The 14,498-nt window shown below is 40.3% G+C and carries 13 protein-coding genes; all 13 read right to left on the reverse strand.

What is annotated here, in order from left to right; translation table 11 throughout:
- Window positions 1-48 precede the first annotated feature (48 nt).
- The 13 genes from IHV11_RS13585 to IHV11_RS13645 all read right to left on the reverse strand — a co-directional run bounded on the left by IHV11_RS13585 (window position 49) and on the right by IHV11_RS13645 (window position 14,324).
- Complete coding sequence (locus IHV11_RS13585; RefSeq protein ID WP_197195143.1) at window positions 49-1,101, reverse strand: DUF4179 domain-containing protein; 1,053 nt, start codon at window positions 1,099-1,101, stop codon at window positions 49-51.
- On the reverse strand, window positions 1,091-1,660 hold the full coding sequence (locus IHV11_RS13590; RefSeq protein WP_197195144.1) for a sigma-70 family RNA polymerase sigma factor: 570 nt from the start codon (window positions 1,658-1,660) through the stop codon (window positions 1,091-1,093). The genes IHV11_RS13585 and IHV11_RS13590 overlap by 11 nt, the downstream gene beginning before the upstream one ends.
- 661 nt (window positions 1,661-2,321) lie before the next feature.
- A complete protein-coding gene (locus tag IHV11_RS13595) occupies window positions 2,322-2,747 on the reverse strand; it encodes an SMI1/KNR4 family protein (protein ID WP_197195145.1) in 426 nt (141 codons plus the stop codon).
- A gap of 18 nt (window positions 2,748-2,765) precedes the next feature.
- Window positions 2,766-4,517 (reverse strand): T7SS effector LXG polymorphic toxin, encoded by a 1,752-nt coding sequence (locus IHV11_RS13600; protein ID WP_197195146.1) that lies wholly within the window; start codon window positions 4,515-4,517, stop codon window positions 2,766-2,768.
- 203 nt (window positions 4,518-4,720) lie between these two features.
- The gene (locus IHV11_RS13605; protein WP_197195147.1) at window positions 4,721-6,007 is read right to left on the reverse strand and encodes an alpha/beta hydrolase; all 1,287 of its coding nucleotides are present in this window, start codon (window positions 6,005-6,007) and stop codon (window positions 4,721-4,723) included.
- A gap of 196 nt (window positions 6,008-6,203) precedes the next feature.
- Entirely contained in the window at window positions 6,204-6,923 is a 720-nt protein-coding gene (locus tag IHV11_RS13610; RefSeq protein ID WP_197195148.1) for a GntR family transcriptional regulator, read from the reverse strand.
- 65 nt (window positions 6,924-6,988) lie between these two features.
- Window positions 6,989-8,326, reverse strand: a complete 1,338-nt coding sequence (locus IHV11_RS13615) for a glycoside hydrolase family 30 protein (protein ID WP_197195149.1) — start codon at window positions 8,324-8,326, stop codon at window positions 6,989-6,991.
- A 25-nt stretch (window positions 8,327-8,351) separates the two neighbouring features.
- Window positions 8,352-9,695 carry a glycoside hydrolase family 30 protein gene (locus IHV11_RS13620; RefSeq protein WP_197195150.1) on the reverse strand — a complete coding sequence of 448 codons (1,344 nt, stop codon included), beginning with the start codon at window positions 9,693-9,695 and terminating at the stop codon, window positions 8,352-8,354.
- Complete coding sequence (locus tag IHV11_RS13625) at window positions 9,692-10,318, reverse strand: YesL family protein (protein WP_197195151.1); 627 nt, start codon at window positions 10,316-10,318, stop codon at window positions 9,692-9,694. Before IHV11_RS13625 ends, IHV11_RS13620 begins: the two co-directional genes overlap by 4 nt.
- Window positions 10,319-10,623: 305 nt before the next feature.
- Window positions 10,624-12,228: a sugar ABC transporter substrate-binding protein gene (locus tag IHV11_RS13630; RefSeq protein WP_197195152.1), complete on the reverse strand. Its 1,605-nt coding sequence runs from the start codon at window positions 12,226-12,228 to the stop codon at window positions 10,624-10,626.
- A 74-nt stretch (window positions 12,229-12,302) separates the two neighbouring features.
- Window positions 12,303-13,190: a carbohydrate ABC transporter permease gene (locus tag IHV11_RS13635; RefSeq protein ID WP_197195153.1), complete on the reverse strand. Its 888-nt coding sequence runs from the start codon at window positions 13,188-13,190 to the stop codon at window positions 12,303-12,305.
- Window positions 13,191-13,204: 14 nt separating this feature from the next.
- Window positions 13,205-14,167, reverse strand: coding sequence for an ABC transporter permease (locus IHV11_RS13640; RefSeq protein ID WP_197129899.1), 963 nt, complete (start codon window positions 14,165-14,167; stop codon window positions 13,205-13,207).
- Window positions 14,148-14,324, reverse strand: a complete 177-nt coding sequence (locus tag IHV11_RS13645) for a hypothetical protein (protein WP_197195154.1) — start codon at window positions 14,322-14,324, stop codon at window positions 14,148-14,150. The genes IHV11_RS13640 and IHV11_RS13645 overlap by 20 nt, the downstream gene beginning before the upstream one ends.
- Window positions 14,325-14,498: the final 174 nt, after the last annotated feature.

Consider the following 14,498-nt stretch of genomic DNA (forward strand, 5'->3'; position numbering starts at 1 on the left):
AGGTAGTTCATTTAATGATCTTCGCTCTCTAAGTTCCCGTTTAAAATTCTATTCTTTAAGCGGTACCTTAAACTGTACACTTTCAGTAGAATCAGATGGATTATAGGCTTTAATGGTAATAAACTCAGGTACTTCTTTCATTGGAGAAAAACTTGATTTAGTTGTTATCTGTATTTTACCGTTCTTTAACTTTTTAGCATCTGCTATTACCCCGTTATCTGCACCTACTTCAACGATACTAAATAAGAAGTAATCATCTTTATTCTCCTCAGTTATTTTTCTAATTATTTTGGTCTCAAGTCCAATGGCTGTTGGAGTAAAATCTACTCTACTCACTATGATCTCTCCATCTAATCCCTCTATTTTATAGTTAGGTTCAAAAGAATGTACATTTTCTTTTACTTTCTCATTAGTGACAGGTACTTTGAACTTCCATTCTCCTTTTACTCCTTGAATTTCTGTAAAGAAACAATCTATAGTAAACTTGTCTTCTTTTGGAAAATTATAAGGATAGAATTGTAAAACCCCTTCATATTCATTAGGACCGACTTTCTCAAATGAATCATTCTTTCCACCCATTACCTCTGTACCGTTTATTTTAAATTCATGAAGACCTTTAAGAATTAAGAAATGTGAAGCTCCAACTCCCATTTCAGGAGAATCTGCCCACTTCTGTGAAGTGTTGTTTTTCACTTTATAACCAACTGAAAGGTTCACTCCATCGTAATAAATTTTTGTTAACGTCACCTCAACACCTTCTGAGGTTACCGTTTTTTGATAGTCTTCTGTTAAACCTACTTCTTCAGCTTTTTGAAGTCCTATATCTGATTGATAATCTTTATAGATATAACCGACAACCGGAATCTTTTGTAATACAGTTCCTAGGCGTGGAGAAACAAAACCACTTCCAAATAATAAAATTAATATAATAAAAACTGTGCTAACACGCACAATATTTATCTTTAGTTTTAGCCAGGATCTAGTCGTGCTTTCTTCGCTTATTATTCTTTGCTTAATTTCGGCATGTAAGGATGATGGAGGATGAATGTTGTGTAAGTGGTCATTTAGATTCTTTTTTAAATGGTTATTTTCATTTAGCATTATTAATTTCCACCTCTCCTGTTATTGATGCTCGTTGTTTTTGTATATACTTAATAGCTGTATGATGTCTAGATTTAACTGTTCCAATTGGGATACGTAATAGACTAGCAATCTCTTTAAGAGGATAGTCATAAAAATAAACTAACAACAAAACTTCTTTTAGTTTGTAAGGCATGGTATTTAACTGCGATAATATCTCATCTTGGTTTTCACTTTTTAAAGTATCGTCGTTTGCAAAAGACTCTTTCAGACTAAACTTTTTGATCTTACGAAGTAACTCCGCACGCTTCCATGCTTTCATTTTCCAATTTTTAACCTGGCGAAACACTAGACCGTTCAACCAAAATAAGAATGGCGATGAATCATTATAATTTGAAATGGATTTCCAGACTTGAAAATATATTTCATTTACAATTTCGTTAACTTCTTGCTTATTAGGTGCAAGGACATAAACAGTTCTATAAACTTTATGAATAGTAGCTCCATACATCTCGTCAAAAGCTGCAAGGTCCCCTTTTTTTAAACGATCTATAACTTCTGGTGTTATTTTTGGTTCCATGAAGGTCCTCCTAATAGTTGGTCACTCATATGTAATTGTCTAAAATTCGGTAAAAGGTTCAGTTATTTCTAAAAAATATATTGTGAATCGTGCATTTACAAGTAGATTCTTAGATAACTCCTATTAAAGTAATAGCTCACAAGGAGAACTTACAAGTAACAATAAACTATTGCAAATTTCACATTACCATATTAAACCAGTTTTTTTCATAAAAAAACACCTAAGCCATCTGGCTAAGGTGCTCCTGTCTCCTCTTTTTTCGGTTTAGTGCTATCTAATTTTGGATAAGCACGCTCTAGAAACTTATTAAGAAGAAAAACATTTTTTGATTTTTATTAATTTACTATTTTACCACTCGACTCAACGGTTTAACAATGCTCGTTTTCCATGTTTTCATTAGTAGTAGCCTCCAATTCGTTATAAATGCATTTCATTCTTGTTCATTTCCCTTTCAAGACGTGCCATTTTTCTACTCTCCATAAGACTCTCCATATGGTTCCCGAGCTTTGCTAACACGACGGAGATAACAAAAAGAGAGACATAAAAAAACCTTGAAAGTATTTTCATCTTTCAAGGTTTTAAATGGATAAGTTATTATATTTTAGGAACATTGGAACATTGATCAGATCATGCAAACGGGTTGGTTTTAGGCAACTTGTTTTTACCAGTTATCAATTCCTTCTTGAAATATGTCTATTACATAGTCATCAAATGTATTATATCTTGGGTGTAAATCTTTTCTGCCCCTTTCCCAACTAAATACTCTGTCATCATTAATATCTGCACAATACATACATCTAACAAATTCTCCCGCGTCCTCTAATACAATTAAGTTCATACCTAACCCTAATTTTCTCCATCTCTCTGTTGCATCAACTACAGATGCTCCCAAATTACCCTGAATACCTTCAAGCTCAACTCCACATATTCCTCCCGAACCATATTTTTTTATAAAATCGCGATATATTGGAGGAAATTTTACTCTAAGTTTTTCTTCAGCCTTTATAATATATTCTTCTGATACTTCTCCAAAAAAATCATCTGCTTCACCATGATTTTCAATCATCTTAATAATTTTCTCATCCATAATTTATACTCACTCCTATTATTCACTAGCACGCATTTTCCAATAATTACTCCTAAAATTATTATACATTTTTTCAAGTTCTAGATTATTTCTAAAACTATTTCCATTTTCAACCAAACCATGTAGCGTCAAATCGTATTTATCATGAGTTAACTCCGCAATTTCAACCATTCCACCAGGTTCTTTTTGAATTAAATGGTGTAATTCAACTTTACTTTCCACCCCGTCCTTTACAATATATGGAGATTTACCCTTTTCCATTAATTCTCTATTCGACTTTCCTAATGCCCTCGGATTATTAGGTACATAATTTTTATCAATATCAATTTGGTACACTCTTCTGGATACATCTACTTCTTTTCCACCAACTTTAACTGTTCCTTTTACTTCTACAGCGCTATACTTGTCAGCTAGCCAATCTAATTCAATTTGTTCAGAAGATATTTTTCTGGATTTAAGCCCTGCAACTTTACTCGTACCCTTACCCTCAACCTCTCTCACCTTGGAAGCCTGCAAGACCATCATTTCTTCTTCAACATTATCAAAATCTTTTCCATCAAGATTATAACCATCTGTAGCCAATCTCTCTTTAGCAAACAAAAGATTAAATCTCTCAAGATAAGCAGTGGATTTCTTGTTCACTACATACGTGTGTTTCTTAACCTTCCCCATGCCTTTTGCCAGATCTGCTTTCGACACTTTAGAGAGTTTATCAATCCCTTTTCCACCTAAGACGCTGACTCCCAATTGGGTGCCCATATAGGAAAAGTAGTGCGCCCGGCTGCCCGCATCTCCGTGAATAACTTCTTCGTTAAATGATGTAGATAACTGATCCCAAGCCGCACTTCCTGTTTTGATGGGGTGCGCTGCGGCATATTTTAAACCATCGAAAGTTTCTAATGGGTTTTTCACCATATCCACAAGACCGTCTACGGTATCATCAAGAGCGCTTCCTGATCCACTCTGAACGTTATCCCAAATTTCTGTGAAGAAGCCTTTTTCTTTTTTTAATGTATATACTTTAGCTTCCTGAGATAGTTGCTTCATCGCACTCGGCATTCGTTCTGATCTCTTTTGCTTCACATAACCGGCTGCCTGCGTTTTTAGTTCGCTTTGCATCTGAAACACTGTGCTCGTCTTATAAGCTTCTGCGTTAAAGTAAAGAGGTGAGATATTCTCGCCTTGACGCGTTGCGTTTATCATGGCAGAGTACAATTCGTTTACTTGCTCTACTAGGTTCTGTAACCCAAGATATTCTTGAGTGAGCTGCTGGTCGATTGCGTTAACCGCTTCAACGGTTCGCGTCCGTTTCTTTTCAGCTTGATCCATCTGCTCATCAAATGGATCTTTTGAGAAGACAGTTAATGATACAAGATCATTAATACCATTAAAAATGTTCTGTAGAGATTCCTGTTGGTCAGCGACACTATCTTTTGCTGACTTTAATCCTTGGCTTACATTTTCCTCAAGAAACGGTACTTGGACCATTGAATTTTCGGCTAGATTAGCATCTTCGGCATACCCCGGGATGCTTTTGAAGAACTCAATGTTCACATCTATGAATCGAAGCCAAGCGTCTACGATATCACTTTGCGCTTGATAAAAGCCTTTGATCGCTTCTGCTCCATGTCCTTGGAATTGTCCGTCATCTACAATTTTACCAAACTCTTTTTTTAATCCAACAAACTGTTCTCGTAACTCCTCATAATGTTGGGCTCGCTCTTTGGTTGCAGATTTTAAGGTTGGTGCTTCATACACTTTGCTTCCCATATTCACCGTTGCCCTCTCTAAAGTTTTCATTCACAACACAGTTACCGTTAAAATTTACCATTAAATCTTATACCCTAATAATTGTAAATCCAACCGCATATTGTACTGGTTTTAGAGAGTTTGCCCTAGTAAGACATTCCTAGTTTCCACTCCTACTATCACGAAAAAAAGACTCACAATAAATATGAGCCTTTTTCTAAAAATCAATGCTTCTTTTGTTTAATACTAACTGACAACTCGTCTCCTGCATGTTTTGATGTAAAATCTAGCTTAATACGCAATCTTCCCTCTTCATCCGCACGTGTCTTCACAACTTTAGCACCTCTATCACCCTTAATCTTCAGTTGATATTTTCCGTTCGGCTTGAACCAAGGTGCTGTTTGAACATCTGCTTTTCCTGAACCCTGAAGTTTGAATCCTTTTTTCGTCACGTCAGATAATCTAGCAAACTCCATTTTATCCCGATTGAATGTAACATCCCAGCCGTAGACAGAAAAGGATGATTCAGCTGACTTATATTGAAAAGGAATTGGTGCTTCAGGGGGATTATTAAAGATGTCCATGAACCGCGGCAACGTTTGGTGCAGATCGCGCTGCCAATAGCCCCACGTATGGGAACCAGGTCCGTAACTATCCCACACATGCGAAATGTTCAGTTCTTCTAGTCGATTATGAAGACTCGTTGACATCACAAAACAAGTCTCTTCAACCGGAGATTCCAAACCACCATCCAACGGTCCGCCCGCTTCACCTGTTCCCGTGTGTATGGCAAGATCCACACCTTCCAAGTTCTCTGCTAGGTCCCAAGGATTATGGCTTCTCCAGATAATCTCGTTCGTTTCCCTGTCACCCCAAACCGTTCCAGGTGGCACTTTTTCCTGATTCTGAAAAATTGTTTTCTCTAAAAACTCAGGATCTAGGTTCGTATCGAGTACACCTGAAAATGATGCTGCAGCTACAAATAGATCAGGGTGTCTTGCCGCATAAGACATCGCACCAAAGCCACCCATGGATAAGCCAGCTACTGCTCGTCCTTTTCTCGTTCCTTTTGCACGATAATGTTGCTCCACCCAAGGAATGAGTTCTTCAATATGATATTTTTCCCACTGTGGCGGTCCATAGACACCTCCGTTATACCAATCCGAATAACTTGCACCTCTCCCTGCATCAGGCATAACAACAATCAACGGCAGATTCTCCGTGATCTTTTCAATATCCGTCCGAGCCGTCCATGCTTTGTAGTCACCACAGCAACCATGCAACAAATAAAGAACAGGGTATGTTTGCTCTGATTCCTCATACCCTTTAGGCAAAATAACTCGCAGTGATGTCTGTTTCCCTAATGCCGGACTATGGAGTGAAATGTCGTGAAGCCTCTCACTTAGGGGAGTGTCGGAAATCAGCTCCACTTGTGCATGAACGTGTCCACTTGGATAAAGGGGAATAATTAATAGAAATACAAGTAAACACTTAAGTAAAATCCGAAACATGGTATTGCCTCCTCTTCTACTTACCTTAAATTTCCTTATATAAGAATAAGATTACAGAGCATGAATTAGATTTACAATGAGGCGAACGGCATTAAGTGAGTTACAAGTGTTAGGTACAATTTCCTTGACTATCATTACATCAAAAAAGCTGGTCTTATGATTTCTCTATTGAAAACTCATAAAACCAGCTTTATTTTTAAGTCAACTCCACCGTATACGTAAACTTATCTCCTCTTGCAACCGAAACCGTGTATTCAATGATATCCGATTGTTCGTAGGCGATCCGCTCTAATTGAAGACATGGTGTTCCTTCTTCAATATTCAGTATTGCGGCTTCATTCCTCATTACACTTATCGCTTTAAAGCTTTCCGATGCTTTTGAGATATTCATATCGTACTTATTGCGGAACCATTCATACATAGACGTATTCTCTAGGTCTTTTCCACTCAGTTTCTTAAAACGACTGGCCGGAAGATAAGACGTTTCGATCAACATTGGATCTTGATCGGCGAGCCTTAGTCTTTTAAAGATGTACACTTCATCTTCAACAGACAGATTCATGACTCGGGCAACTTTACTGTTGCACACCGCCTTCTGAAAAGAGATGATCTGAATGGACGGAATCTTCCCTACCTTTTTCATCTCTTCTGTAAAACTATAAATTTTGACTAGATTCTGATTGTGCACTTTTTTGGCTACAAAGGTGCCTTTACCATGAATCTTATAAATATAGCCTTCTTTTTCGAGTTCTTGTATCGTTTGCCTCACCGTTGTACGGCTCACTTGATACGTTTCGCACAGCTCTCGTTCTGAAGGCAGCTGATCCTCTTCGGCAAACTCGCCAGATTTGATTTTACCGATCAATAGATCCATCAGCTGATAATATAAAGGAAGTCGATTATCTTTTAGAATCACGTTAAGCTCCTTACGGGTACGTATGTCATTACCAGTAGTATATAGGAAGCTTTCTGTTGAAACAATTAAGAAATGACACCTGTCACGATCGATCCTGCTGGTACTTCAAAATCACTCACTTTTCCACCTAGTCGAAGTGATACAGGAACGTCTTCAGCCGAACGATTCAATAGCACAATCACAAGAGAACCATTCGGGTTTTTTAAACTAACTACATCTAGCTTGTCCGTATATTTCGTTAATGCGATGCGCTTTGCTCCTGGTTCAATGTAACGGCTGAAGTGACCGATATACGTATACGACAGCTTTTCCTGCACGATATCGTTTTCTGTGTCACACATGATTGGCGCATCACAGAAATTGTTCACGTGGTTTGGTCCACCTTCTTTGTTCAGCAGGATGTTCCAGTCGATAAACGCGTTCATGCCGGCATTGATGTTCCCGATAATATCATACGCGTACATCTGTGCGTTTTGAAGCTGACCCGCTTCACTAAAACGGCTATACTCGACGCAGCCTTCTGTAAAGATCAATTTCTTATCCGGAAACTTCTCGCGAACAAGCTTGATCGCATCAAAATGCTCGCCCGTATACCAGTGGAACGCCACGCCTTGAACCATTTTATTCGTTTCTTCATCAATAATGTCACATGCGCGTTCGTACATTCTTTCTTTGTTGTGATCCCAAATCAGTACATCCACATCTAACAAATCATTCTCTTTTAACGCTGGATAGAGATAGTCTCTTAGAAATTCTTTTTCTTGTTGGGCTGTATATAGGCAAGAATCCCAAGTCTGTCTCGCGTTCGGTTCATTTTGAATCGTAAGCATGTCGACCGAAAAGCCTTTTTTGCGGTATTCCTTGATGTAGTGAGCGATGTATTTTCCCCAGAACTCTCGATATTCTGGCTTTAGTGAGCCACCTTCCACACGTTGCTCGTTCGTTTTCATAAAAGATGGTGGTGACCATGGTGATAGCATCACACTCAGTGACTTGCCTGCTGTTTTCTCTGCTCCCTCTAACATCGGAATTATATATTCTTCGTCTCGTTCCAGACTGAACGTGTTAAATTCCGTATCAGATGGATCGCTCATCGCTTCATACTGACCTACTGAAAAATCGCAGCTATCGATGTGTGTACGCACGAGGTTATAACGATTTCCTTCAGAGCTGAAATAAGCATCTAGAACTTTCTTTTTGTTCTCATCACTCATCAACGAGAAAGTGTGACCCGACGCTTCCGTGATAGCACCGCCAAATCCATCAAACGTCTGGTATTCCATATCTGGATAAAGATTGACGACTTTCATCTCAACGCCTGTGTCTTTGGAGAATTCTCGGCTGTCTTCAACGGTTTTCTTTGTGTCTTCTTGGTAGGTAGTTGTGATCCATTTTATCTGCATTTTTGTGTTCTCCTTTTGTAGAAAATCATTTTGTAAGTAGTGTCATCGCGCATTTTGAACCTAGTGTAAAGTGGAGGATCTCATCGTTATCCTGCTTGAGCTCAATGGATTGTTCCTTCTCACCATCATTAAAAAGTACAGTTACGATTGAATCATCAGTATTTTTAAAAGCGACTGTTCGGATTTCTTCTGTACTTGTAGAACCAATTCGTACTGCTTTTGGCCGGACGAACTTGCTAAAGTGCGCGAGGGCATAGTAGTCGAGTGTATAGGTTAACTTTTGGGTTTTCTGTTCGACCGTTACGACACCGCGACATGTACTCTTGCCAAAGCCTGGAACAGACGGTCCGTTCTCTTCATCTAGTGCCATGTTCCAGAGGACAAAGGACTTTGAATCGTTACGCATGATCTCGATTCCCGTACGCATAACGTTTGAGAACGCGGGTTCAAACGCTGGAATCCACTCTCCACCAGATCCTTCTGTAAAATGCACTTCTTTTTCCGGATAGACTTTATGTACTTGATGCTGAGCAACCGGACGCCCTCCGTACCAGTGCCACGCCACACCATCTACCGCATCTCCTACATCATCGATCACATGCAATGGATAATTCGGACGGTCCCAGTTATGGTCATAACAAAGAATCTTTGTGTCCAGTCCGTTCTCAATAAAACGCGGTTTCAGGTAGTTTTTTATAAAATCAGCCTGTCGCTCTGCGGTCATGAGCATGCCCGGATAATGCCCCGGCACAAAAAGAGGCTCGTTTTGCGGTGTAATCGCATAGATGGGAAGGCCTTCTTTTCCGTACGCTTTAATATAGTTCACGAAATAATCGGCATACACACTGTAGCATTCTTCCTTCAGCTCGCCGCCAATCATCGAATTGCTCGTCTTCATCCAAGCAGGCGCACTCCATGGAGATGCCATGAGTTTAATCGATGGATTTAACTGCAGCGCCTTTTGAACAAGGGGAACGATATCATCTAAGTCATGTGCGATGGAAAAGTGTGACTGTGAAAAGTCTGTCTCTCCGTCTGGAAGATCGTTGTAGCTATACATCTCACGCGCATAATCGGAAGATCCCATCGGATTACGCAACACAGATAGCCCGATTCCCCTCTCAGGGTGAAACAGCTTTTCCATAAGATCTGTTCGGTCGTTCTCATCTAGGATTTGATGAATGAGATACGCTGCAGAATCTGTGAACGAAGCACCAAATCCGTCGATCTCTTGAAAGGTTTCTTCTATATTCACAGTGACGGTCACCGTGGAATCAGAAGATGGTGTACTCACACGTACTTCTTCGATCTCTTTTTGAACAAACAGATCATGTTCTCCCGTAGATTGATAGATGGTTAAGTTTTTCATGCGATCTCCTTTTCTTCCTTGATGGAAGCATAGTTGTTAAATAATCTTTCAAATAGAAACGATTTTACATAGGCTGATAGAGAGAATCCTAAGAACAGCCAAAGAACGATCAATTGTGGCAAAAAGATAGGGATTAGTCCTAGACACAATAACGTAATCGCAAACAGTAGGATGGAATAAGCCATCGAATGAAAGCTTATGAAAATAGCATTTTTTATGATCTGTGTACTACGATTTTCAAACTTAGCAAGTAGGGGGAATACGTATAAAAACGAAAGCAACGAAACCGTGACTACGAACAGCAGTGGGAAGAGGATAGCAGAGCCTTTTCCCATTAAAAATTGAGCAGCGAATAAGAAAGTGACCGCTGTTGCGAATAAGGCTAGCCAGATTTTCGTGCTTTGTTTAAAGTTGCGTTTGAATCCGTTCGAGAAGTCAATGGCTATGCTGGTTTCTTCGTTTCGGACCATTTTAAAGGTTGTGGTGTACATGGCTGTAAGTGCTGCGCCGATTGTTATGATGGGCAGGCAGCTCATGATGAACAGCAAGTTTAGTACGAGTAGGTCGAAGATTCTGGCTAGCGTTGTGAAGATTTTGCCTTCTATATGAAAGATTTTTTGCACGTTTGATTCCCCCTTTTAGAGCTTTTAGAGCTAAGCTTTGCTGTCTTGAATGTGGTTGATTTCCGTTTCAGGTGCTCGCTTTCCGCGGGGCAGGCGGTGAGCCACTTGCCGCTTCAAGAAAGTATCTTGTTCCTGCGTCTACCAGTTATGCTACCGTAGTAAGCTTCCTCGTCACATGCCTTGCGAGAAGTTTCTCATGCGGTTGGCACGCACCTTCCACTACAATCAACTTGTCGATGAAGAAAATAACAAATCTTTAGATCAAACTACTTACATAGAAACGACTGTAACAAGCCTACCGCAGTTTATTTCATCCCCAACTTCTCGCGGTTTTGTTCCATTTTCTTGGTCTTGATGTCTGTGATCTTATCCCAGTTGTTTTCGTCTAGGAACTTTTCGTAGTTTTTTAGCTCTTTATCGAACTGATTGTCACTCTTCGCTCGGACCATGCTTACGACTGTTTTTTGCCACTCGGTGTCAATGGCACTGAATGAGCGTGCTTCTGGTGTTCCTTGATCAGGATTTGTTCCTTCTAGTACGAAGTGTGGCACGAGCTTTCCTTTACCCCATTCTGCCATCTGTTTGGTTGCTTCGATCGTTGAGTCATCGCTCAGCAGGTTATATTTGTCATGTCCGAAGAAGAAGAATTCTCCGAAACGATATTCTTTTTTGTATTGATCAGGATTCTTTGTACGCATTTCTTTGATTTCTGGCTTGTATTCGTATTTTCCGTCTGCGTTCACTGTGTACGTTTCGCCTTCAATTCCGTACGTTACGAGCGTTTGCCCTTTCTCGCTCAACAAGTACGTGAACAACTGAGTTGCTTTTGCTGGGTCTTTACTCTTTTTCGTAATATAGTTCATCATCCAGCCTGTGATACCCGACTGATTTAATGTTGGTGCATTACCTACTGTGCTTTCCGGTCCATCTACCGCGATGTATTCACTTCCAGGGTTGTTAGTCTTAAAGCTTTGCAGTGCGCCACCTTTTTGCGGAATACCACTGATTAGCATAGACGCATATTTACCTGCTTTGATCTTTTCCTCCATCGCTGTGTTGTCGTCGGCAAAGCTATCATCACTGATGCCGCCTTTTTGATACACGCCGTTAAACGTTTCTAACCACGTTAAGTAATCTTTATCTAAGTTACGGTTGTAAAACTTTCCATCCTTTGTTTCAAGCGGAACGCCGATATAGTCTTGCAGCACTTCACCAAACGCTTCACTCGGTCCAAAAGGAATCAGTTTCGGAAATTGCTCTTTGATCTTTGTCATTGCACTCTGGAATTGTTCTGGTGTTTTCATCTCTGGCTTTCCGATCGCTTCATACACATCTTTACGAATAACAAATGCTGTTGTTGCTGGGATCACACCTTGATCATAGTCTGCTTGTGTGTTGGAAAAGTTAGCGTAACCGTATGTTTTTCCGTCTTTCAGTTCGTGCCATTTTAACGTATCTTTTACCGCTACTTTATGAAAATACGGATCATACGTATCTGCTAATTCGTTTAATGGCAATGCCCATGTGTTCGCTTTTTTCGCGATTGGAGCATTTGCATCAAATAGGGAGATGATGTCCGGAATGTCTCCACCAGAGAATAGTGCGTTCAACTTCGTATCATCACCCGTGATGAACTTTACATCGATGTTTAAGTCTTTCTTGATCTGCTTTGTGACGAAGTCGTTACCGAAATCAGCATTCCACCAATCGGCGTTTACGTACCATGTTAACGTAGTCGTTTCATCTCGCTTATCTAGCTTCCAAGCAGGTGTCTCTTTATCCACTTTGTAGTCTGGCTTTTTTAATCCTGCACTCTCTGTTTCAGAATCACTGGAACAGCCTGTTAATACCATAAAAATCGCTAACAACAACACTAAACCTTTTCCAAACATAGATTTGATGCCCTTCATTTTTCTTCCTCCTTTGGATTAAAACTAAAACGCTTTCAAAACGAGTTAAAAGAGTCGTTAATTTTCGTTTCAAGCTATTCCTTCACCGCTCCAAGCATCATTCCTGATATGAAATGCCTCTGTAGAAGTGGATAGATTAGGATGATTGGTAAGGTGGTGATGACAATTGTAGCCAACTGCACACCTCTTGCCGTTGTTTCGATGACGACTGAACCGCCGATATTTTGCATCGTATTGGTTTGAGACTGAACGATAATTTCATAGATTTTCATCTGTAACGGATAGAGTGCTTGATCCGTTATGTACAATTTTGTTGTGATAAAATCATTCCATTGACCGACCCCGTTAAAGAGAGCGATTGTTGCTAGTGCTGGTTTGGATAATGGAAGGTAGATGCTCCAGAAAATTCTCCAATCGCCGGCGCCATCGATCTTAGCTGAGTCCTCTAGTGACTTGGGAACATTTCTGAAAAAGTTCATCAAGATAATAACATCAAAAAAGCTGAATAATGCCGGAATGATATACACCCAAAAGCTGTTTAACAATCCTAATGATTTAATAAGTAGGTACGTCGGGATCATGCCTCCGCTAAAGAACAGGGTGATGATTCCGAGTGCCGAGTAAAGCTTACGTCCTCTTAAGTTTTGTTTGCTGTAGGCATAAGCCACCATCGCACAAAACAGGACATGTGTACTTGCGCCAATAACTGTCTTTGCAACAGAGATGAAGAATGCCTGCCAGATCGTCTCGTGTCTAAACACGGCTCGATAGTTTTCCATCGAGAACTCTTGCGGCCAAAATACAAATCCGCCTTCTGCTAGCGATCTTCCAGAACTGAATGAAGAAACGATAACGTTCCAAATCGGAATAATAATGATAAAAGTAAAAATAATAAGCAGTGACATATTGATAAAGTTAAAAATCCGGCTATCTAGATCTCCTTTAACTACTTTTCCTGCCATGAATGCCCTCCTCTCTACAGGACGGATTGTCCTTCGTTTAATCTTTTCGTGACTTTATGTGCACCGACTAAAAGGATAAGCGACACGATCGACATGCCAAGACCAACGGCTGTCGCATATGAGAAATCGCCTTGTGTCATACCAATTCGATACACGTACGTACTAAGTACTTCTGCTTTCTCCTGATTTTGCGTGTTCATGAGTACTAACGTCTGATCAAAGTTTGATCCGAAGATTCCACTCACTGCCAGAATCAAGTTTAGGTTGATGATATATTTCATAGATGGAATGGTGATATGCCAGATCTGCTTTAAGCGGCTAGCGCCATCAATTTTTGCTGCTTCATAATAAGTAGGATCGATCTTAGACATAACAGCGAGATACAGGATCGTTCCCCAGCCGACTTCTTTCCAGATGTCAGACAGTGTGGCGATCCACCAATACTTGCCTGCATCGAGCAAATAGTTTTGTGGATTATCCATGAGCCCTACAGCCATCAACGTTTGATTCAATAATCCCGTCGTTGAAAACCATGTGATGAGCATTCCACCTAATACAATCCACGATAGAAAGTGAGGCAGATACGAGATCGTCTGCATAAAGCGTTTGATCGGACCATCGTGCAGTTCATAGATCATAATCGCTAAAATGATAGGAGCGATGAATCCAATCGCAAGCTTCATTAAACTGATGGCCACCGTGTTGACCATCGCTTCCCAGAAGAACTTGTCTGTCATGATGATTTGAAAATTCTTTAATCCAACCCAAGGTGCGGTGGAAAAGGTGTCGAGCGCTGTGTATTGTTTGAATGCAATTAAAAGGCCATACATCGGAATGTAGCTGAAGATAATCATGAATATGAGACCTGGGATAATCATGGATTGCAGTTCCCATTGATTTTTAAAGTCTTTGAAAAACCGTTTGAATCTTGGTCCTAGTGGCTTTTTTTCTTTTATTTCAACGTTGTTCTTTCCCATAACCGTAACCTTCACAATTCATCTCACTCCCTTGCTCATTTTTAATACGCTTTGTTGAACTTTGAAAGTCGTTGATTTCCGTTTCAGGTGCTCGCTTTCCGCGGGGCAGACGGTGAGCCACTTGCCGCTTCGCGCCATTAAGTGTCTCACCTGTCAAGTTGCAGTGGCTAGCCCCTCGAGGTCAAAAGGTAAATGGCTCAGAAAGCAGAGGGCGCCTTCAAACCCATTTATCTTTTGCTAGTCGGGGCTGAACGAGCCACTTCCACTCTTCGGACTGACCGCTTGTCCCGCATGAGTCTCCCACCTTACACTCCAATCAACTATTCTACGG

The sequence above is a fragment of the Fictibacillus sp. 26RED30 genome (assembly GCF_015903845.1).
Classification (GTDB): Bacteria; Bacillota; Bacilli; order Bacillales; family Fictibacillaceae; genus Fictibacillus; species Fictibacillus phosphorivorans.

Bases quoted from the DNA above. Each gene is read 5' to 3' on its own strand.
- IHV11_RS13585 (WP_197195143.1), bottom strand. From the start codon at position 1,101: ATGCTAAATGAAAATAACCATTTAAAAAAGAATCTAAATGACCACTTA.
- IHV11_RS13590 (WP_197195144.1), bottom strand. From the start codon at position 1,660: ATGGAACCAAAAATAACACCAGAAGTTATAGATCGTTTAAAAAAAGGG.
- IHV11_RS13595 (WP_197195145.1), bottom strand. From the start codon at position 2,747: ATGGATGAGAAAATTATTAAGATGATTGAAAATCATGGTGAAGCAGAT.
- IHV11_RS13600 (WP_197195146.1), bottom strand. From the start codon at position 4,517: ATGGGAAGCAAAGTGTATGAAGCACCAACCTTAAAATCTGCAACCAAA.
- IHV11_RS13605 (WP_197195147.1), bottom strand. From the start codon at position 6,007: ATGTTTCGGATTTTACTTAAGTGTTTACTTGTATTTCTATTAATTATT.
- IHV11_RS13615 (WP_197195149.1), bottom strand. From the start codon at position 8,326: ATGCAGATAAAATGGATCACAACTACCTACCAAGAAGACACAAAGAAA.
- IHV11_RS13620 (WP_197195150.1), bottom strand. From the start codon at position 9,695: ATGAAAAACTTAACCATCTATCAATCTACGGGAGAACATGATCTGTTT.
- IHV11_RS13630 (WP_197195152.1), bottom strand. From the start codon at position 12,228: ATGAAGGGCATCAAATCTATGTTTGGAAAAGGTTTAGTGTTGTTGTTA.
- IHV11_RS13635 (WP_197195153.1), bottom strand. From the start codon at position 13,190: ATGGCAGGAAAAGTAGTTAAAGGAGATCTAGATAGCCGGATTTTTAAC.
- IHV11_RS13640 (WP_197129899.1), bottom strand. From the start codon at position 14,167: ATGGGAAAGAACAACGTTGAAATAAAAGAAAAAAAGCCACTAGGACCA.